Origin of the sequence: Rhodococcus sp. T9N (genome assembly GCF_024436645.1) — a bacterium.
Lineage (GTDB): Bacteria > Actinomycetota > Actinomycetes > Mycobacteriales > Mycobacteriaceae > Rhodococcus_F > Rhodococcus_F qingshengii.
Window position 1 is genome coordinate 120,703 of record NZ_JAMSKS010000005.1, and the last position, 18,904, is coordinate 139,606.

Consider the following 18,904-nt stretch of genomic DNA (forward strand, 5'->3'; position numbering starts at 1 on the left):
GTCAACCGCGCCCGACGTACGGCATCCGGTTTGCCATGATCGTCAGAGTCGGGACATTCACGTCGAGTGGTAGATCTATCAGTTGCACAACGGTGTTCGCGACATGACGAGGATCGAATGTCGGCTCGGGCCTGGTGGTGCCGTCAGCTTGTCTTGCCGAGTGGCCGATTCCGGCTGTCATGTCAGTTGCCGCATTGCCGATGTCGATTTGACTGCAACAGATGTCGAACTCTCGGCCGTCGAGAGAGATCGACTTCGTCAAACCTGACACACCGTGTTTGGTCGCCGTGTAGGCGGCACTGTCGGGCCGGGGCGTGTGAGCGGAGAGCGACCCGTTGTTGATGATCCGGCCTCCTCTCGGATCCTGTGTTTTCATGATACGAATCGCTTCACGCGCACAAAGGAATACGCCGGTGAGATTGGCTGCGACTGTCGCGTTCCACGCTTCAGGATCGATCTCGTCCACACTCCCCGACGGCCCGAATGTCCCTGCGTTGTTGACAAGCACATCGAGTCTGCCGAAACGCTCAGTCACGGATGTGAACAACCGGTGAACCGATTCGGGCGAGGACACATCAGCGGGAATTACCACTGCGCGCTCGTGACCCCCACCTGTCGCTTCCAAGCTCACGCTGTTTCGACCAGCCAATACAACGTGGTGTCCTGCATCGAGTAGACCTCTGGCCATTGCGCGGCCGAGTCCCGACCCTGCACCGGTCACGACCACGACTCGGCCGACACGCTCAGTGATTGTCACCGTGTACCTCCGTTCCACGCCTGCCCACCAGGAAATCGAAATCGACTCCGCGGTCGGCCTGCATCACATGATCCACGAACAGTCGTTGATACCCACTCGTACTCTTTTGTACGCGTGGCGGCAACGCCTCGAGACGCCTGGCCAGCTCGTCGTCGTCGACGAGTACACGCAAGACCCCACGAGCAACATCCAACTCGATCAAATCACCATCCCTGACCGCGCCGAGAGGCCCACCGGCATCCGCTTCGGGCGCAACGTGCAAAACGACTGTGCCGAAGGCTGTTCCGCTCATTCGCGCATCAGAGATCCTGACCATGTCTCGTACACCCCGCTCGAGCAGCCTTCGAGGGAGTGGCAGATTACCTACTTCTGGCATACCCGGAAACCCCTTCGGTCCAGCGCCGGTGAGGACGATGACGTCGTCGGCCTCGATGTCGAGATCCGGCGAGTCGACGCGCGCCGTGAAGTCGTCCATTCCGTGAAACACGACCGCACGGCCCACGTGGCTGAGCAACTCCGGCGACGCCGCAGATGGCTTGATCACTGCACCGTTCGGCGCGAGATTGCCGGTCAATACCGCTATGCCGGCTTGCTCCAGCAACGGTGCCGCCGTGCTACGAATTACGTCGTCGTCCCAAATTGTTTCGCCGGAGTTGTTCTCACCGAGAGTCTTTCCGGTAACCGTGGCGGCATCCAGATGGAGGATGTCTCCGAGCTCGGCGATCACCGCAGGCAGTCCGCCTGCGTAGAAGAAATCCTCCATCAAATAGGTACCCGAAGGCATGAGGTTGACCAGCAGGGGAACGTCACGACTCTGCTCCCCGAAATCGCTGAGCTCGAGGGGAATTTCCAGCCTTCCGGCGATGGCAAGCAAGTGCACCACAGCGTTGGTCGACCCACCGATAGCCGTGTTCACCTTGATCGCATTCTCGAATGAATTTCGGTCGACGACCGAAGACATCGTCAGGTTCTCGGCCACCATCTCCACGATTCTCACGCCGCTGTCGCGTGCAAGTACACGTCGCCGTGAATCCACTGCCGGGATCGCAGCGTTACCGGGGAGCGTGAGGCCCAAAGTCTCGACAAGCGACGCCATCGTCGACGCGGTGCCCATAGTGTTGCAGTGACCGGGCGATCGAGACATAGCCGATTCCGCTGCTCTGAACTCACATTCACTCATGCATCCGGCTCGCACTGCTTCACTCATCTCGAACACCGAGGTTCCAGATCCGACAGTCTTACCTTGATGGCGGCCGTTCAACATGGGCCCACCGGATACGACAATGGTGGGAAGGTCACAACTGGCTGCGCCCATCACCAGCGCCGGGGTGGTTTTGTCGCAGCCGCAGAGCAGTACGACGCCGTCGATCGGATTGGCTCGAATCGACTCCTCCACATCCATGCTGACGAGGTTCCGATAGAGCATCGTGGTGGGGCGGATGATCGTCTCACCCAATGACATCACCGGAAACTCAACTGGAAATCCGCCTGCTTCGATGACTCCCAGTCGCACCTGCTCGGCCAGATCTCTGAAATGAGCGTTGCACGGCGCGAGCTCGGAATACGTGTTACAGATACCGATAACCGGTCGGCCGTCGAACATCCGATCAGGGATACCCTGGTTCTTCATCCACGAGCGGTGGATGAATGCATTGAGATCATTGCCTCCGAACCAATCCTGCGAGCGAAGTGTTCTACTCGTCGGTGTTCTACTCATCCGAACCCTCCAAACCAAGGATTGCCCTTGCCTCCCCAGGTGTTGCAGGCTGCATTCCGAGTCGCTGGACGATGTCGATGATGTTCTCCACCAAACGAACGTTCTCGGCCGGCTCTCCATTCGCGAGAAACGGATAGTCTTCGATTCCCACACGCACGTGCCCTCCGAGCAGGAGTGCATGAGTCAGACCACGCAGTTGATCTGGCCCGCTGATGCTCACGGAGAAGACCGATTTCTCCGGTAGGTGTTCCACCATCTGCTGCAAGATCTGCGGGGAGTACGGCATCGCATTCTGAAAAGTTCGATCAAGTCCCAGTACAAGATTGACGAGGTGCGGGCCAGGCTGCCCTTCGGTCAACGTACGTATCTCCTGGAGCAGATGTGACGGGCTGAAGGCCTCCCACTCAGGTTTGATTCCTAGTTTGCGCATTGACGCTGCCAGTTCGGCGGCACGACTGGGCGGCGTGTCCATCAGTACCTCACCGACCGGTGAGGTCACATAGGCCGTGATGGCATCGAGCGTGCATGTGTCTGCGCCGCCATGCAGGCCCTGGAGCCTCGCGTCCCAGTCCACGATGCGCGCACCGTCACTGCGAACACTCACCATGTCACCGTTGACTCCGCCGCCGGTCGAGTTGTTGATCACGATGTCGCAGCTTTGGCGGACAAGCGTATTCATCTGCCGATAGATTGCGGCATCACAGGTCGCTTGATCGTCCGGTCGTCGAGCATGAAGTGCTGCCACGCTGGCTCCAGCGCTGTGGCAGCGTGCCACATCCGCCGCAATCTGCTCAGGCTGAGTCGGAATGAACGGATTGTCGGCAACAGTGAGGAAGCCACCCGTCGGGGCAACTGTGACGATGACCTTGTCTCGCAGATCGCTCATGCCGGAACGCTCCTGTAGCTGGATGCGGCGAAGAACATGGCAATCGCCGATGCCCCCGGGTCCTCGACGCCCCTGGCGTGTTCTCCCACGTAGGTCGCGCGTCCGCGGCGGGCGAGCATCGCGCGAGTCGATTCGGCGCCGAGCCTCGCAGCCGTGGCCGCAGAGTTCAAGGCAGCGGACAAGGTTGCCCCGCTGACTGCCGCCTCGGTCAATGCGCTGGTTGCGGGGACCATGGCGTCGACCATGGTCTTGTGACCCACCTGGGCATTGCCGAGACGCTGCACCGCAGCTGTCGCCGTACCCAAGGCAGAAGCCAAGTCTGTTGCGGTCACTTCAACTCCAGAGACTGCTCCGATCCGGCCGAACCATAGACCGAGAAGTGGTCCGCTTGTCCCACCGATGTCGAGAAACGCATCCGACGTACGGGCGAACACTTCACCAGGACTGGTCGGCGGGTCGGAACGAAGTCGTTGCACCGCACTTCGCAGGCCCGCCCGCAGATTCATTCCGAAATCGCCGTCTCCGACAAGCCGGTCCAAATCTGTGAGGGAATCGAATTGATCTTCGGCGGCATCGGCAAATCGATCGATCCACGCCCGAGTGTCCCCGACGCTCAACATTGTCATCATGAAACTCTTTTCAGTAGTGCATATTCGAGTTACCAAGCGAGTGCGGGAGTGCGTACCGTTGCATCCCAGAGATCCAGAAACTCCTCGGTCGAACGGAGAAGGGTGATAGAGAGCCCGTGCATATCCAATGCAGTGACGAAAGAACCTGCAATCACACGATCCAAACCGATACCGGCATCCTCGAGGAAAGACTTTAATTCTGCAGTGGCAATGGATAATTCGAGTCCATGGGTTGCCCCTAGCCCATTCACTATCGCTATCACACCGTCCCCGCGCTCAACCCCGACAGCATCGAGGATCGGCTCCGACAACTGCGCCACGAGTTCGGCGGCAGGAACCGTCGGACGCGTCTCACGTCCACGCTCGCCATGGATTCCGATGCCGAACTCCATCTCCCCCGGCGCCAGTTCGAAGGACGGACGATCCTGTCCGGGAGCCGTGCACGAGCGGAAAGCTGCACCCAACGTCGCCGACGCCGCCACCACCCGGCGCCCCAGGTCAGCGATCTCGGAAAGCGCCCAGTGCCGTTCCGCGGCCGCCCCACAAATCTTCTCCACGGCAATTACCGCAGCGGTACCACGACGTCCAGGTCCACCCTCGTCTGCAGTCGTCGTCGCGAGGTCGTCGTCGACCATCACGATCTCCACTTGCCGCTCAGTTCCGAGTAACTCGGCCGCGATCGAGAAATTCAGTTTGTCTCCGGTGTAGTTCTTCACGATGAGAAGTGCACCCCGTCCGGTCTCGACAGCATTGACCGCAGCGCGGATCTGAAAGGCTGTGGGACTGGCGAAGACCGACCCAGGAACCGCGGCGTCCAACATGCCGGATCCGACGAACTCCGCGTGTAACGGCTCATGCCCGGCCCCGCCACCTGAGACCAACACAACTTTGTCTCGGGCGACACCCGCGCGAGTCACAAACAACGGATCTCGGTGGTAGGAGAGCATTTCCGGGTGCAGGATCTGAAGTCCTTCGAGCGCTTCGCGGACTACATCCTCGGGCCGGTTGACCACATGGCCGATCATGACGAACTCTCGGACGCCGACATTGGGCCGACAGGGAAGCGAACCGCAAACGCACTCACACACGTGCGAACGTTGTCACCGACCCGTATCCCAGCCTCCGCTGCAGGCTCGTTGACATACGAAACAGTTCCGTTGTGCCACATATCCATTCCATTGCTGATCTCGGCAGAGTCGTGACTGACCGCTACGCCGGCAAGTCCCGAATCTCCCATGCGGACGATTCCGATGATCCCCGCGTTGTCCTTGCCGATTCCGGCATCGTTCAGCACCGCCAACGCACAGCCCGTCGCAATCGCCATCCGCCCTGACTCTTGACCGCCGTTGGATGCCGCAACGACGATGCGGTCGCGGTCCGTCCGTTCGATCTGCGACATACTGTCCATGACGACAATCTGTCTACCGTTCTCCACACCGACAATGTTCCGAAACATCAGTCGACGCTCCTCTCTATCAGTGCCAGCACTTCTTCGGAAACGCGGCTGCCCACACGCACACCCGCTGCGACTGCAGTCGGATTGGCATACGTCACGATGCCGCACTCCCACACGTCGTTGCCATCTCCAATACGCGAACTCTCGTGTCCGACTGCAATGCCGACGATCTTCTGGGCGTCGATCGCAGCCAAACCTGCGATTCCGGCCTTGTTCTTCCCTATGCCGGCGTCATTGCACACCACAACACGAACCCCGAACCCGACGGCGTACTCTCCAGCACTCGTCCCTCCGTGTGATCCGGTCACGATCACATCACCGGCCTGAGCCGAGGAAGCAAACGCAATCGAATCCATGATCCACACTCTCGTTCCGTTAGAGGAATGAACCAAAGTAGGTTCGGCACCTTCGGTTTCAACTACTCGCATGGACATCCACCCCTAGAATTCGACGTGCCTGATCAGGAGTTGCGGGTTCACGCCCGTACCGCCGAGCGATCGAAACAACTTCGGCGACCAGATCAGGTGTGGAGGGGTATCCCAGTTCTTCGTAGTGGTAGTCACCGGCACCGATTGCTACATGGCCCCCGCGCTTGATCGACTCCTCCGCTGCTGCAAGAACATTGCCTCGGTAGGCCGAGACGATCCACTCCACTGGAAGATCAGCCGGCAGGAGGTCCAGTTGCGCACGTAGCCCTGCTGCTGTCGCCGGATGTGCAGCCGGAAACTCGTCACCACCGAGAATGAAAGCGATCACCAATGGTGACGACGGATTCCGCACCCTTGCGTGGGCGAAGATCGCGCGCGTCCAACTCACGTTGAATGACGTCTGATACGGCACCAGACCCAATTCACTAGCGCGCGAGAGTAATTCGATCTGTGTTCGAGTGTCGTTGACGAAGACCCTGGAATCGGTTGCGAACAAGCCTGTCGTCGCATCGATCAAGTCCATCGCCGCACAGCCCATGTCGACGACCAAGAAGTCCGAACGTCGTTTCGGATCACTTTGGTTCGGGGCAAGATTCGACAGCCGCTCGTCTATCGTGTAGCCGGGAACATTGGCCATCGACGGCGCAAGCAGCAGATTCGATACCGCCCGAACCCGCTCGACGATCTCTCCGTAGGTCGCCGCCGAGTGATCCACGCCGCCGTCCACGGCTCGACCGTGAAAATGCATCAACGACGCCCCCGCATCCTCACAAGCGAGGGCAGTGTCGGCTATTTCGCTGGGCGTCCACGGAATGTGGGGATTGGGTGCGCGCATGGTGTTCTCGTTGACGTGCACTCCGATGATTACCGGTTTCTCCGTTGTACTGGACGTTGCCTCAAGAGTCATGTCGCTCCTTCGGAAGATTCCAACCGGCTGTCATCGACTGACCTCCGTCGACTGTCCACGTCTGACCCGTCACGAAACCGGCGCCGGGACCAGCGACAAAGGTCACGACTTCGGCAATCTCAGCCGGCTCCGCGTAACGGCTCAACGGGATCGATTGCAAGATGGCGCTCTGCATTTCAGGGCTCTGGGCCCGACTTGCAAGCGGTGTCCGCGTCGAACCCGGTGCAACACAATTGACTCGGATCCCCTCGCCGGCGAGCTCGATCGCGAGTTGTGTGGTCAACGCGACCACGCCACCTTTCGATGCGGAATACGCAGCACGGTCTACGCTGCCGCGTAGGCCGGAAACCGAGGCAATTGTCACCACGGATCCGCCGCCATCTGCGGCGAGCAGATCCACGAACTCCCTGGCCACCGCAAACGTGGAAACGAGGTTCAGCTCGAGGGTTCGCCTGAATCGATCGGGTGTGGTGTGCCGGATCGGCGCGTTGTCCGCGGTTCCCGCCGAGGTCACAACCGTGTCGACACGACCGAACAGCTCTTCGGCGACGTCGCGAAGCCGTCGGATGTCTCCCTCATCGGTGACATCCACTCGAACGCCGACCGTCCGTGTATCTGGTTCCGGCGCAGTGTCTCCGGATGTATGCGACAGGTCGGCAGAGATGACATGCCAACCCAAGTCGGCGAATCGTTTGCACGTTGCCAGGCCGATCCCGGATGCGCCACCAGTGACGATCGCTACCTTCCTACTCACGACTACAGCACCTTCCTCATGTCGCGAATGGGATTCGACCCGTCCCACTCCTTCGATGCAGCCTCGACTGCGCGAAACAGATCGCCCTTCCTTCCGCTGACCTCCGAGACTTCGATGACTGTTCCCGGATACGGGCCGTCCTCGTAGTACACGAATCGCTCGTCCGGTGCGCCACTACCGGATCTACCACTCTGCAATTCGACGAGCCCTCGGTTCTTGGATTCCTCCACATATCGATCGAAATCCGTTGTCCAGTAGGCAACATGTTGAAGTCCTTCGAGCCCTCGATCGGCGAACTCGCGAAATGCCGACGGCTCATCGTTGTGTTGTTGAATCAGCTCGATCTGCGCGCTTCCGCTGTGCGCGAGCGCCACACTGAATCGAGGCGCACTCGACTTGCCACGGAAGACGAAGTCGTTCAACGGTTGGTCCTCCACGAAGAAGAAGGGGCCAACGCCGACAACGTCGATCCAATGCTTCAGCGCGCTGTCGATGTCGTTGACCACAAAACCCAATTGGCGCAAAGGCCCGAAGTATCTACTCACGACGTCCTCGTTTGTTCGTTGCCGACGAAACCACGGTCGACGACTGTGATCCTGATAAGTGATGATGTCCTGCGCATGCTCGCCTGAAGAATGAAGAATTCCCGTTGATCGGGAATCTTCCGGGGCCGAGACTCGGCTCAAGCCTGTTCAGGTGCAACCAAGGTTCCGGCGTCGCGCTCCGCCCGGTAATCCAGTGTCAGTTGGTCGTTGGCCTTGTCGGCCTTTCTGGTGATCACCTTGAGCAGCAGCACGATCAATGCTGCCGTCGCCAGCACCGCGGAGTACACCCCGATTGCCGGTGTGAAACTGTTGGTCGCGTCCTTGATCCAGCCGGTGACCTGTGGACCGAAATAGCCTCCGAGGTTACCCATTCCGTTGATGACACCGAAACCTGCCGCCAAGGCAGCGCCGGTAAGGAAGCTCGAAGGCATGGTGATGAAGATGCTCATCGAACTGTAGAGACCGATCCCGGCGATGCAGAATCCGAAGATAGCGACAACCGGTGTGGTGAAGAACAGCGCAGCAATAGCAAATCCGAGTGCTGCGACCGATGCGGCGATGGCGAAGTGCACGGGGCGCTCTCCGGCGCGGTCCGAATGGCGCGTCCACCAGATCATCGGTCCGATCGCAATCAGTGCAGGTAGTGCGGCAACCCATCCGATCTGATTGGTGCTCATCCCGAATTGCGCGTAAATCTGCGGCATCCAAATCTGGAAACCGTTGAGACTGAAGGTGAAACAAATGAACACGGAGATCAACACCAGTACTCGTGGGTGCACGAGTCCCTGGAGGAAGCTGTGCTTACCGACGACCGCTTCGCGCTCTTGCGCCTCGGACTCGAGCGTATCGGTGAGCCAACCGCGTTCTTCCTCGGAGAGGAACTCCGCCTCCGAAGGCTTGTCCCGCAGAACCTTGTAGATCACAAACGCCATGACCACAGCGGGGACGCCGGTGAGAATGAAAACCCATCGCCATCCGGAAAGACCGAGAAAGCCGTCGATAGCCATCAGGTGTGTGGTGATCGGAGTACCCAGGCCGGAGATACAGATGAAGGTCACGATCCACGCCATTGCTTTGCCTCGATCCCGATTCGGGAACCACTTCGAGACGAAGAACAGCATGCCGGGCGAAAAGCCGGCTTCGGCAATACCCAACAGGAATCGTGCTGCCACCAATCCGCTGGCACCCTGAACGAACGCGGTTCCGATGGTGACCACGCCCCACGTGATCATGATTCGTGTGATCCAGCGCCGCGCACCGACCTTTGTGAGGATGTAGTTGCTCGGGGGTTCGCAGATCGTGTAACTCCAGAAATAGATTCCGGCCGCAAACCCGAACATCGAGGCCGATATTCCGAGTTCTTTGTTCATCGTCAATGCTGCAACGCCGATGTTCAATCGGTCGAGATACAGGACGATGTATGCCAATCCGATGACCGGCATGAAGCGGAGCATGACCTTCCGGACGGTCCTGGCCGGAAGGGGAAGTTGCTCGGTGACTGTTCTTTCGTGACGCATGATTCACCTCGTACTCATTCGAACACATCATTGTGATGGCTGACACAGAGACGATGCGGGTCGCGATTCGAACTTCACAGACACGATTCCCGATGATCGGTACTCGATTCGTGAGCAATCGACCAGCCGGGGTGACAAGAAAGCGGAGTGCCTGTCGGTTTCGACAGGCACTCCGTGCGGTGAAACATAGGCGTCCCGAGGGTATTCAGCCAGTCAGCTCGCTCTTGATCTCGTTCTTGAGAACTTTGCCGACCTTGGAGCGAGGTAGATCGTCCCAGACGATGACTTGCTTCGGAGTCTTCACACTTCCGATGCGAGCCTTCACGAAAGCCATCACCTCGGCGCCGTCGATGTCGGCGCCGAGGTGCGGTTGCACCACTGCCACAACGCGTTCGCCCCACTTGTCATCCGGCAACCCGATCACTCCGCAGTCCTGAATCCCCGGATACGCCATGAGCGCCTGCTCCACCTCGACCGAATAGACGTTGAAACCGCCGGTGATGATCATGTCCTTCGCACGGTCGACGATGAACAGGAAATTGTCGTCGTCCAGGTACCCGATATCGCCGGTGTGATGCCAGCCGTGGGCTGACGCTTCCGCGGTTGCGTCGGGGTTCTTGTAATAACCCGCCATCACCAACGAACTGCGAATCACCACCTCACCACGCTCGCCACGTCCGAGCAGCGCGCCTTTGTCATCCATGATCCCGACGGTCACCAGCGGCGACGGTCGACCCGCCGACGAAAGTCGTGACGTTGCGACAGTGCCGTCCGAGCCGAAGTGCTCCTTCGGTGACATCGTCGAGATCATCATGGGGGCTTCACTCTGCCCGAACAGCTGAGCCATGACCGGGCCGATCTTGTCGATCGCCTCCGCGAGTCTGGTCGGGGAGATCGGCGCCGCTCCGTACCAGAAGCATTGCAGCGAGCTGAGATCCGTGGCCGGCAGGGCCTCGTGCTCGAGCAGCATGTAGATGAGCGTCGGCGGCAGGAAGGTGTGAGTCACCTTGTGCTTCTGAACGTTCGCGAGGAAGTACCCGAGATCGGGCTTCGGCATGATCACCACTTCGCCGCCGAGGGCCATGATCGGGAAGCACAGAACACCGGCGGCGTGAGTCAACGGTGCCAGCGCCAGATACACCGGGCGCCCCTCGAACGGATAACTCATCAAAGTGATTGCGGTCATCGTCTCGATGTTGTGCCCGGTCAACATCACTCCCTTTGGCCGTCCAGTTGTACCACCGGTGCCGACCAGCATGGTGACGTCGTCGGGCGCCGCGGCGTCGAGTTCTTCTTCCCCGAGCCAGCTTTCGAGGGACTGTGCCGAGTCCCATTCGCCGTCGATGCAGACGAGCGTCACCAACTGGGGAAGCGCATCCTTGATCTGGTCGACTAGCGGCGCATAGGACTTCTGGAAGAACAGAGCGCGACAATCGAACAAATCCAACAGGTCTCGGTTTTCCGCAGCTTCGTTGCGAGGGTTGATCGGGCACCAGACGCCGCCGGCCCGGCTTATTCCGAATACGCACGAGAACGAGATCGGATCATTGCCGGACAGAATCGCGACCTTTTCGCCCGGCGCGATGCCCGAAGCCGCGAGCGAAGCTGCGAAGCGTCGGCTGAACTGTTGCACCTCGCCGTAGGAGAGAGTGCGCTCCCCCATCGTCAAACACGGTGCGGTGGAACCAAGAGAGGCTCCCTTGTCGAGATAGTCGGTCAAACGCATGGGGAGCCTCCAGGGCGGGGCTCCCGGCGCGCTACACGCCGGGAGCCGTGAACATGATGACGAGGGCGACGAGTTAGGCGTTGATGGTTACTTCCGGCTCCAGAGCCAGCCCGAAACTACGTAGCGCGCCGAGCAGTTCGCGATGGCCGAACGCCTGGCAAGCCGAGGCAAGCCCGGTCCGCTTCGGCGCCTGCTGGAGCAGAGAATGCGCTGCATAGGCGTGCAGGAGGCCCGTCTGCTTGTAGTTGCAGTTTCCGTGGATCACGACGTGCGAGCGACCCAGCGGGCCCGACGCGTAGACGGAGTCGAGTGAGGTGTTGATGCGCGGATTTTCACGAGGGGGCATACCGGCCTGAACCGATCCGGCGATCTCGGCCAAGGCGGCTTCCTGCTCGTCGGCGGGCAGGGTCTTGATCTGCTCCTCCACGATCTTCTGCGTCGCGACAACGCCTTCCATCACGGTGCGGTCGAACACTCCGCCCGCAGCCTTGACGTTGGAAACTCGCGGATCGTTCTTGAACCACACCGGGTGGCATGTTCCGCCCCACGGCAATGCAAGCGCAGTTTCGTGCTGGCCCGGAACGACGACGTCGAAAGTCTGGCCGGGCGCCCACTGCACGTACTTGTTCTGCTCGAGGTAGTACCAGTTCGCCTTGAGGATGGTGAAGATCGTCTGAGTGGACGCGTAGGTGGGAAATCCCTTCCACAGCACGAGGATGTCGAGCGTATCGAGGCCCGGCGTTTCCAGTGCGATATTGGCCGCGATCTCACCGGTGGTGTACATCTGCGCGATACCGGGCGAGAGGAGCAGGCCCTTCTCCTGGTACTTGTCGCTGAACTTCTCCTGGACGTCGAGTACCCAGTCCTGCTCACCGGTTGTGTCCATGTAGTGGCAACCGGCATTCAACGCGGCCTCGACGACGGTGCCGCCGAGCTTGATGAACGGGCCGACCATATTACTGACAACCTGTGCACCGGTGAACAGTTCGGTGAGCGCCTCGACGGTGTGCTCGACCTCGACGACCTCGTGATCGACGGTGTCTAATCCGGGGATCTTATCGAGGACCTCTTGGATGCGAGCGGCGTCGCGGCCGGCTGCGATGAACGGGATGTTGAACTCGCGCAGGTATTCACACACCAGACGGCCGGTGTACCCGGAGACGCCGTAAACGATGACGGGCTTCTTTTCGGACATGTTCGTGGAACCTTTCGAAGACGTGAGAAGGGTGTACGTACGAATGAAGGGCGAGTTACATGCCCATGCCACCGTCGACCGGTAGGCCGATTCCGGTGATGAATCGCGCGGCGTCGGAGGACAAGAACACAACGGCGTCAGCCATGTCGTTCACTTCACCGAGGCGGCCGAGCGGGGTGAGGCCGATGACGTCTCCGACTGCTGCTTCGGCGCTGGGCCAGAGACCGAGCTTCTCCATGTCCGCCGCGAGTCCGAGACCCATCTCCGTGGCGACAAGACCCGGGTAGATGCAGTTGACGCGGACTCCGTAGCCGAGCTTGCCCGACTCGGCGGCGGCAACTCTGGTGAAGCGATCGACCGCGGACTTGGTCGCGGAGTATCCACTGATCCCGGGAAACGGAATGGTTGCGGCCACTGAAGAGATGTTGATGACGGAACCGCCGGTTCCGGCTACGCCACCCGGACGCATGCTGCGCAGTCCGTGTTTGGTTCCGAGCGCTGTTCCGAGGATGTTGACCTCACACATACGGCGGATGTCGTTCGGATCGAGGTCGACCACCAGCGAGGAAATCTCGATGCCTGCGTTGTTGACGAGGATGTCGAAGCCGCCGAGGGTCTCCGCGGTGGCGGCGACTGCCTCTTCCCAGTTGGCATCGTCGGTGACGTCCAGCTTTACGAAGCCGGTTTTGACTCCGCCCGAACCAACAGCCTCTGCGGTGGCACGACCCTCGTCTTCGAGAACGTCGCCGATCATCACTGACGCCCCCGCCTTCGCCAACGCCTCAGCCATTCCGGCTCCGAGCCCCTTGGCACCACCTGTGACCAGTGCTTTTCGTCCCTCGAGATCAAACACGCTCATTTTCGACTGCCTCCATGACTGAAACGACTCTCGCGATGCCACCGTTCACAGCGACGCTGCCAAGTGGTGTGAGTCACAGAGTATTCAACTTTGGACGAGTGTCAAGAGAAATCTTGACGACTGTCAAGATTTTGTTACACACTCGTCAAAGACCAGGGGTTACACTGATTCGGACGCGGTGATCGTGCCGCTGTGGAAACCGCAGGGAACAGGACGTGCCATCGTGACCACGACAGTCGAGAAGCCTAGTGAGGCAGGGAAAAAGGCTGCACCTAGCTCACCGGGCCAGCAGTCCGACTCCGCGAAGCGGTCCGACTCCGCCAAGCGGTCCAACGCAGACAAGGTGTCGCGTCGCCAGGTCGACAAATTCTCCGAGCGACGTGATCAACTCGCCGAGGCCGCACTGCAAACCCTGGCCGAATTGGGCTACGCACGCACGAGCCTGCGCGAAATCGCCCAGAATTCGGAGTTCTCCCACGGCGTCCTGCACTACTACTTCAGCGACAAGGTCGATCTCATCACCCACTGCGTGCGCCACTACAAGTCACGCTGCGTCACCCGCTACGACGGCATCGTCGCCACCGCGAAGACACCGGAGGAACTGAAAACCGGTTTCGGCGCACTGCTCGCCGAGACCATGATCGAAGAACCCACGATGCACCGCCTCTGGTACGACCTGCGCGCGCAGTCGATGTTCGAGGAGTCGTTCCGAGCCGACGTCGCCGCGATCGACGAGAGTCTCGAAAACATGATCTGGCGCATTGTTTCTCGCTACGCCGAGCTTCTCGACGTAGAGGCATCGGTCACCTCGGCGGCGATGTACGCAATCTTCGACGGCCTGTTCCAGCAGAGCCTGCTGCGCCATCTGTCCGGCGATCAGACTGCCGCAAACTATCTTTCGGAGAGCGTCCAGCAGATGCTGCCTCTGGTAGTGCCCACTCCCTGATCAGCGAGCAGCGATGCCTTCCGCGACGTACCTGGCTCCGCGATCGAATTCTCCGACCACGTCGTAATCGGCGTCTTGCCGCCAGAAGCGGACCAACGCTCCGTACGTACCACCGATCATCTGTGCGAGAAAGAGCGGCGGGTAGTCCGATCTCACTTCGCCGGCTTCGATACCGGCAGTGACGATCCGCAGAAGTTCCACGTGGAACCGATGATCGTGGGCCGCCCCCGCTCCGGAGGAGGCGAAGTCGCGCTCGAGTTCTGCAGTCACCATGCGCAGATAGCGCGGGTGCATGATCGCTTGCTGCGCAAAGTCCTGAAAAATCCGGGAGATCCGATCAGAAGTCGGCATCGGCGATTCCATGAGCTGATCCACCAGTGCCGCAAGCTGATCGAGATGATCACTGTGCAACGCCTCGAGAACCGAGTCCTTGCCCTGGAAGTAATTGAAGAAGGTGGCTCGCGACACCTCGGCTCGCTCGGCGATGTCGTCGACGGTCGTGCTGGCGAAACCCTGCGCCGAGAACAGAATTCGAGCAGCCGAGAGCAACCTGTCGTTGGTGTCGCGCTTGTTCTGTTCTCGTTTGGAAATCACGTCGACCTGCCCTTCTCCGCCTCAGAACACAGTCTTCGCCACAGTCCGGAATGTGTCCAATGTCCGTCCCGTCAGGTGACGCACCTCCGCCTCCGATAGGTGGACTACAGTCCAATTATGTCGACTGTTTCCACCGAACGCCATGACCGCGTTCTCATCGTCAGGATCGAACGCGAAGAACGCCGTAACGCGATCAACCGTGAGACTGCCGAGGGAATCGAAGCCGCGCTGAATCTTCTCGACGACGACCCTGATCTGTGGGTCGGCATCATCACCGGAACCCCCAATATCTTTTGCGCCGGAACCGATATCCGAGAGCGGGCCGACCTTCGCATGCCTCGCGGCGGTGAGTACGGCGTCATTCGGCGCCGGCGGAACAAGCCCCTGATCGCTGCAGTCGAGGGCTACGCGCTTGGTGGCGGTTTCGAAATCGCACTGGCCTGCGATCTGATCGTCGCCTCTGCCACAGCGCAATTCGGCCTTCCCGAAACCAAACGCGGTCTGGTTGCGACGTCCGGCGCACTCTTTCGGGCTCCTCGCGCGCTTCCGATCAACGTCGCCCGTGAACTCTTGATCACCGGCCGCACACTCGATCCCGAACGGGCAAAGGACCTCGGCGTCGTCAATGCAGTCACTGCCCCTGGTAAGGCACTCGACGAGGCACTGGTGATGGCAGCGGAGATCTGCGAGTCCTCCCCCACCTCCGTGAGTCTGAGTCTGAAGGCCATCGAGGCTCTCTACGCCGACGCCGACGCCGACGGATGGAAGGTCACCGACGACGCCAAGGACGCAGTGTTGCGCTCTCCGGACATCGCCGAAGGACTCGACGCTTTCGCCAATCGTCGGACACCCCGGTGGAGCGGACTGCCGCCCGCATGACAGACCACAATCCGAGACAGATTTCCTATACGTCTGGTCGGAAAGGGTATGAACCGGTTACAGTCTCTCCTGTGACGGGAATCGGCGCATACGAGACGGGCACGCTGCTGACGCGGCGGCGCCATGTCGACTTTGCGCATGTCTGTACATCCGGGTGTCCGATCTACTGATCGGACCTACGACGTGAGCGCCGCTCACGTCGATACTCGTATGTACACCCAGATCAGGGGACATTTCTGTCATGACCACCGCCTCCATCTCACACCTGAGTTCCGTCGTAGCAGCCAACGCCGACGCCATCGACAAAGACGCGAGCAAAGCGCACGTCGTCTTCAAGGCTTCCGCCCAGGCGCACGACGCCGTTGCCAGCACTATTTCTCTCGGTAAGTACAGCGTCGAGGTCGACGAGCCGCCGGCCCTCGGCGGCGAGAACACCGCAGCCAATCCTGTCGAGTACTACCTTGCTTCCCTGCTCTCCTGCCAGGTGGTCACCTACCGCGTCTGGGCGGACAAACTCGGTATCGCTCTCGACGACATCTCGGCCAGAGCCGAAGGTGACCTCGACGTTCGTGGATTCTTCGGCTTCGACGACGCCGTCCGTCCGGGATTCTCCGAGGTCCGCGTGGTCGTCACCCTGACCGGCCCCGAAACCCGCGAGCGCTACCTGGAACTGCAGGAAACGGTCGACGCCCACTGCCCCGTACTCGATCTCACCCGCAATCCCGTCCCAGTGCACACAGTCGTCGAAACCGCCTGACCCGCACCAACCCACCTTCACCACGGAGTATGAATTCATGAGCGAGAACACCCCCGTCGATACCGATCCGACCGCCGATTGGTCGTTCGAAACCAAGCAGGTCCACGCCGGACAGGGCCCGGACAGCGCTACCAACGCTCGGGCGCTTCCGATCTACCAGACCACCAGCTACGTCTTCGACAACACCGACCATGCGGCGGCGCTCTTCGGCCTCGCCGAGCCGGGCAACATCTACACCCGCATCATGAACCCGACGCAGGACGCCGTCGAGCAGCGCATCGCCGCCCTCGAAGGCGGAGTCGCGGCTCTGCTGGTTGCGTCCGGTCAGGCCGCCGAATCCTTCGCGATCCTCAACCTCGCCGAGGCCGGGGACCACATCGTCTCAAGCCCTCGCCTGTACGGCGGCACGTACAACCTCTTCCACTACACGCTGCCCAAGCTCGGTATCACCGTCGACTTCGTCGAGGACCCGGACAACCTCGATCACTGGCGTGAGGCAATCCGTCCGAACACCAAGGCGTTCTACGGCGAAACCATCTCCAACCCCAAGAACGACGTGTTCGACATCCCCGGCATCAGCGCAGTCGCCCATGAGCACGGCATCCCACTGATCGTGGACAACACGGTCGCAACTCCGTATCTCATTCAGCCGCTGAAGCACGGCGCCGACATCGTCGTCCACTCCGCCACCAAATACCTCGGCGGACACGGCACCGCGATCGCCGGCGTCATCGTCGACGGTGGCACCTTCGACTGGACCCAGGGACGCCACACCAACTTCACGACCCCCGACCCCAGCTACCACGGCGTCACCTTCGCCGATCTCGGTGCACCCGCCTACGCCCTCAAGGCACGCGTTCAGCTTCTGCGCGACCTCGGCTCGGCCATCGCACCGTTCAACGCCTTCCTCATCTCGCAGGGTATCGAGACACTGAGCCTGCGCATCGAGCGCCACGTGTCCAACGCCCAGAAGGTCGCGGAATTCCTCGAGGGCCGCGCCGAGGTCACGTCGGTCGCGTACGCCGGACTGGAATCCTCGCCCTGGCACGAGCGCGGAAAGCAGCTGGCTCCCAAGGGAACCGGCGCCATCGTCGCGTTCGAGCTCGCCGGTGGAGTCGACGCAGGCAAGAAGTTCGTCAACGCACTGACGTTGCACAGCCACGTCGCCAACATCGGTGACGTTCGCTCACTCGTCATCCACCCCGCGTCGACGACGCACTCGCAGCTCACCCCCGAGGAGCAGCTCGCTTCGGGCGTCACCCCGGGGCTCGTCCGCCTTGCGGTCGGCATCGAAGGGATCGACGACATTCTCGCCGACCTCGAAACCGGTTTGGCCGCAGCAGCTTCCTGATCTATCGCACGAAAAAGCTCGGCCCCGATATGCATTGGGACCGAGCTTTTTCGTTGCGTAAGAGCTAGCTCTTGGGAGTGAACGCGGCCAGCGGTTCACTCTCGGACCAGTCATGGCCCCAGTAGCTGTCGGCCGTGATTTCCTCAGCGGTGTAGAAGGCTTCGTCGACAAGCATGCCTTCGCAACCGAACTCCAGATCCCATCCACCCGGTGCGCGCACGTAGAACGACACCATCTTGTCGTTCGTGTGGCGACCCAACGTCGAGGAGATCGAGAAGCCGAGCTTGGCAACACGATCGAGAGCCTGACCGACGGCGTCGAGAGTCTCGGCTTCCATCATCAGGTGCACGAGACCGGGCTCGTCAACCGGCGGCGCCGGGCACAACGCCAGGCTGTGGTGGCGCTGGTTGACACCCATGAAGCGAACGCGGCGAGCCGGCGGCGGCGCATCGATACCGCCGAGACGGATGGAACCGCGCGGGAGGAATCCGAGCACCTCGGTGTAGAAGGTGTATGCCTCGTCGAAACGCGTAACCGGAAGCACCACATGGCCGAGGCCCTGATCGCCGGTGACGAAACGGCCGCCGTGCGGGGTGACCAACGGGCTGTGGTCGAGTACCGGTCCGAAGAAGACCTCGACTCGGTTACCGTTGGGATCGTCGAATGCGATGACCTGCTCGGCATCGCGGTAGCTGGCGTCGACCTCGGAAAGAACCTCGACCTCGACTCCGGCCTTCTCCACTGCTTCACGAACACGCTGGAGCGCGAACTGATCTCGCACTTCCCAGCCCACTGCGAGAGCCTTGTCCGTCTCACCGGGCAGGACGATCAGTCGCGCACGACGCTCGTCCAGGCGCAAGTAGAGGCCGTCGGCTTCCGGGCCACTACCGACCGCGAGGCCGAGTCCGTCGACCACGAGCTCGCGCCAGCGAGCCACGTCCTGCGTTTGGATCCTGAGATACCCCAGGCCCCGAATTTCAGTCATGCCTAACCGTCCTTGC

20 protein-coding genes are annotated in these 18,904 nt (G+C 60.7%); 4 read left to right on the forward strand and 16 right to left on the reverse strand.

Annotated features, from left to right (window positions below; translation table 11 throughout):
- Position 1: 1 nt before the first annotated feature.
- From M1L53_RS10995 to M1L53_RS11060, 14 genes are all read right to left on the reverse strand, one after another.
- Positions 2 to 757 (reverse strand): SDR family oxidoreductase, encoded by a 756-nt coding sequence (locus M1L53_RS10995; RefSeq protein WP_007732761.1) that lies wholly within the window; start codon positions 755 to 757, stop codon positions 2 to 4.
- Positions 744 to 2,474 carry an IlvD/Edd family dehydratase gene (locus M1L53_RS11000; protein WP_042448473.1) on the reverse strand — a complete coding sequence of 577 codons (1,731 nt, stop codon included), beginning with the start codon at positions 2,472 to 2,474 and terminating at the stop codon, positions 744 to 746. The genes M1L53_RS10995 and M1L53_RS11000 overlap by 14 nt, the downstream gene beginning before the upstream one ends.
- Positions 2,467 to 3,360: a 3-keto-5-aminohexanoate cleavage protein gene (locus M1L53_RS11005; protein WP_007732764.1), complete on the reverse strand. Its 894-nt coding sequence runs from the start codon at positions 3,358 to 3,360 to the stop codon at positions 2,467 to 2,469. Before M1L53_RS11005 ends, M1L53_RS11000 begins: the two co-directional genes overlap by 8 nt.
- Positions 3,357 to 3,986, reverse strand: a complete 630-nt coding sequence (dhaL, locus tag M1L53_RS11010; protein ID WP_054187483.1) for a dihydroxyacetone kinase subunit DhaL — start codon at positions 3,984 to 3,986, stop codon at positions 3,357 to 3,359. The genes M1L53_RS11005 and dhaL overlap by 4 nt, the downstream gene beginning before the upstream one ends.
- Positions 3,987 to 4,018: 32 nt before the next feature.
- Positions 4,019 to 5,014 (reverse strand): dihydroxyacetone kinase subunit DhaK, encoded by a 996-nt coding sequence (locus M1L53_RS11015; protein WP_042448479.1) that lies wholly within the window; start codon positions 5,012 to 5,014, stop codon positions 4,019 to 4,021.
- Positions 5,011 to 5,445, reverse strand: a complete 435-nt coding sequence (locus M1L53_RS11020) for a hypothetical protein (RefSeq protein ID WP_007732767.1) — start codon at positions 5,443 to 5,445, stop codon at positions 5,011 to 5,013. The genes M1L53_RS11015 and M1L53_RS11020 overlap by 4 nt, the downstream gene beginning before the upstream one ends.
- Complete coding sequence (locus M1L53_RS11025; RefSeq protein ID WP_007732768.1) at positions 5,445 to 5,801, reverse strand: hypothetical protein; 357 nt, start codon at positions 5,799 to 5,801, stop codon at positions 5,445 to 5,447. Before M1L53_RS11025 ends, M1L53_RS11020 begins: the two co-directional genes overlap by 1 nt.
- A gap of 58 nt (positions 5,802 to 5,859) precedes the next feature.
- The gene (locus tag M1L53_RS11030) at positions 5,860 to 6,780 is read right to left on the reverse strand and encodes a 3-keto-5-aminohexanoate cleavage protein (RefSeq protein ID WP_054187476.1); all 921 of its coding nucleotides are present in this window, start codon (positions 6,778 to 6,780) and stop codon (positions 5,860 to 5,862) included.
- Complete coding sequence (locus tag M1L53_RS11035) at positions 6,770 to 7,534, reverse strand: SDR family NAD(P)-dependent oxidoreductase (protein ID WP_007732770.1); 765 nt, start codon at positions 7,532 to 7,534, stop codon at positions 6,770 to 6,772. The genes M1L53_RS11030 and M1L53_RS11035 overlap by 11 nt, the downstream gene beginning before the upstream one ends.
- 2 nt (positions 7,535 to 7,536) lie before the next feature.
- Entirely contained in the window at positions 7,537 to 8,079 is a 543-nt protein-coding gene (locus tag M1L53_RS11040) for a VOC family protein (protein ID WP_042448493.1), read from the reverse strand.
- Positions 8,080 to 8,216: 137 nt separating this feature from the next.
- Complete coding sequence (locus M1L53_RS11045; protein WP_007732774.1) at positions 8,217 to 9,596, reverse strand: MFS transporter; 1,380 nt, start codon at positions 9,594 to 9,596, stop codon at positions 8,217 to 8,219.
- A gap of 205 nt (positions 9,597 to 9,801) precedes the next feature.
- A complete protein-coding gene (locus tag M1L53_RS11050) occupies positions 9,802 to 11,322 on the reverse strand; it encodes an AMP-binding protein (protein WP_054187477.1) in 1,521 nt (506 codons plus the stop codon).
- A 73-nt stretch (positions 11,323 to 11,395) separates the two neighbouring features.
- Entirely contained in the window at positions 11,396 to 12,517 is a 1,122-nt protein-coding gene (locus M1L53_RS11055; RefSeq protein ID WP_003940189.1) for a DUF5938 domain-containing protein, read from the reverse strand.
- A gap of 55 nt (positions 12,518 to 12,572) precedes the next feature.
- Entirely contained in the window at positions 12,573 to 13,376 is an 804-nt protein-coding gene (locus tag M1L53_RS11060; protein ID WP_007732778.1) for an SDR family NAD(P)-dependent oxidoreductase, read from the reverse strand.
- Positions 13,377 to 13,719: 343 nt separating this feature from the next.
- On the opposite strand from M1L53_RS11060, the gene M1L53_RS11065 reads away from it, so the two are divergent.
- On the forward strand, positions 13,720 to 14,322 hold the full coding sequence (locus M1L53_RS11065) for a TetR/AcrR family transcriptional regulator (protein WP_054187484.1): 603 nt from the start codon (positions 13,720 to 13,722) through the stop codon (positions 14,320 to 14,322).
- On the opposite strand, the gene M1L53_RS11070 is transcribed toward M1L53_RS11065, so the two are convergent.
- Positions 14,323 to 14,916 (reverse strand): TetR/AcrR family transcriptional regulator, encoded by a 594-nt coding sequence (locus M1L53_RS11070; RefSeq protein WP_003940428.1) that lies wholly within the window; start codon positions 14,914 to 14,916, stop codon positions 14,323 to 14,325.
- Positions 14,917 to 15,033: 117 nt separating this feature from the next.
- Here M1L53_RS11070 and M1L53_RS11075 point away from each other — a divergent pair, with 117 nt between their 5' ends.
- The 3 genes from M1L53_RS11075 to M1L53_RS11085 all read left to right on the forward strand — a co-directional run bounded on the left by M1L53_RS11075 (position 15,034) and on the right by M1L53_RS11085 (position 17,903).
- Positions 15,034 to 15,795 carry an enoyl-CoA hydratase-related protein gene (locus M1L53_RS11075; protein WP_030536952.1) on the forward strand — a complete coding sequence of 254 codons (762 nt, stop codon included), beginning with the start codon at positions 15,034 to 15,036 and terminating at the stop codon, positions 15,793 to 15,795.
- A gap of 241 nt (positions 15,796 to 16,036) precedes the next feature.
- Positions 16,037 to 16,552, forward strand: a complete 516-nt coding sequence (locus M1L53_RS11080; RefSeq protein ID WP_007732784.1) for an OsmC family protein — start codon at positions 16,037 to 16,039, stop codon at positions 16,550 to 16,552.
- A gap of 37 nt (positions 16,553 to 16,589) precedes the next feature.
- Complete coding sequence (locus M1L53_RS11085) at positions 16,590 to 17,903, forward strand: bifunctional o-acetylhomoserine/o-acetylserine sulfhydrylase (protein WP_003939848.1); 1,314 nt, start codon at positions 16,590 to 16,592, stop codon at positions 17,901 to 17,903.
- A 64-nt stretch (positions 17,904 to 17,967) separates the two neighbouring features.
- On the opposite strand, the gene bphC is transcribed toward M1L53_RS11085, so the two are convergent.
- Complete coding sequence (gene bphC / locus M1L53_RS11090; RefSeq protein ID WP_003940493.1) at positions 17,968 to 18,888, reverse strand: biphenyl-2,3-diol 1,2-dioxygenase; 921 nt, start codon at positions 18,886 to 18,888, stop codon at positions 17,968 to 17,970.
- Positions 18,889 to 18,904 lie beyond the last annotated feature (16 nt).

Bases quoted from the DNA above. Each gene is read 5' to 3' on its own strand.
- M1L53_RS11015 (WP_042448479.1), bottom strand. From the start codon at position 5,014: ATGATCGGCCATGTGGTCAACCGGCCCGAGGATGTAGTCCGCGAAGCG.
- M1L53_RS11080 (WP_007732784.1), top strand. From the start codon at position 16,037: ATGACCACCGCCTCCATCTCACACCTGAGTTCCGTCGTAGCAGCCAAC.
- M1L53_RS11085 (WP_003939848.1), top strand. From the start codon at position 16,590: ATGAGCGAGAACACCCCCGTCGATACCGATCCGACCGCCGATTGGTCG.
- M1L53_RS11000 (WP_042448473.1), bottom strand. From the start codon at position 2,474: ATGAGTAGAACACCGACGAGTAGAACACTTCGCTCGCAGGATTGGTTC.
- dhaL (WP_054187483.1), bottom strand. From the start codon at position 3,986: ATGACAATGTTGAGCGTCGGGGACACTCGGGCGTGGATCGATCGATTT.
- M1L53_RS11055 (WP_003940189.1), bottom strand. From the start codon at position 12,517: ATGTCCGAAAAGAAGCCCGTCATCGTTTACGGCGTCTCCGGGTACACC.
- M1L53_RS11005 (WP_007732764.1), bottom strand. From the start codon at position 3,360: ATGAGCGATCTGCGAGACAAGGTCATCGTCACAGTTGCCCCGACGGGT.
- M1L53_RS11020 (WP_007732767.1), bottom strand. From the start codon at position 5,445: ATGTTTCGGAACATTGTCGGTGTGGAGAACGGTAGACAGATTGTCGTC.
- M1L53_RS11060 (WP_007732778.1), bottom strand. From the start codon at position 13,376: ATGAGCGTGTTTGATCTCGAGGGACGAAAAGCACTGGTCACAGGTGGT.
- M1L53_RS11025 (WP_007732768.1), bottom strand. From the start codon at position 5,801: ATGGATTCGATTGCGTTTGCTTCCTCGGCTCAGGCCGGTGATGTGATC.
- M1L53_RS11030 (WP_054187476.1), bottom strand. From the start codon at position 6,780: ATGACTCTTGAGGCAACGTCCAGTACAACGGAGAAACCGGTAATCATC.
- M1L53_RS11075 (WP_030536952.1), top strand. From the start codon at position 15,034: ATGTCGACTGTTTCCACCGAACGCCATGACCGCGTTCTCATCGTCAGG.
- M1L53_RS11050 (WP_054187477.1), bottom strand. From the start codon at position 11,322: ATGCGTTTGACCGACTATCTCGACAAGGGAGCCTCTCTTGGTTCCACC.
- M1L53_RS11045 (WP_007732774.1), bottom strand. From the start codon at position 9,596: ATGCGTCACGAAAGAACAGTCACCGAGCAACTTCCCCTTCCGGCCAGG.
- bphC (WP_003940493.1), bottom strand. From the start codon at position 18,888: ATGACTGAAATTCGGGGCCTGGGGTATCTCAGGATCCAAACGCAGGAC.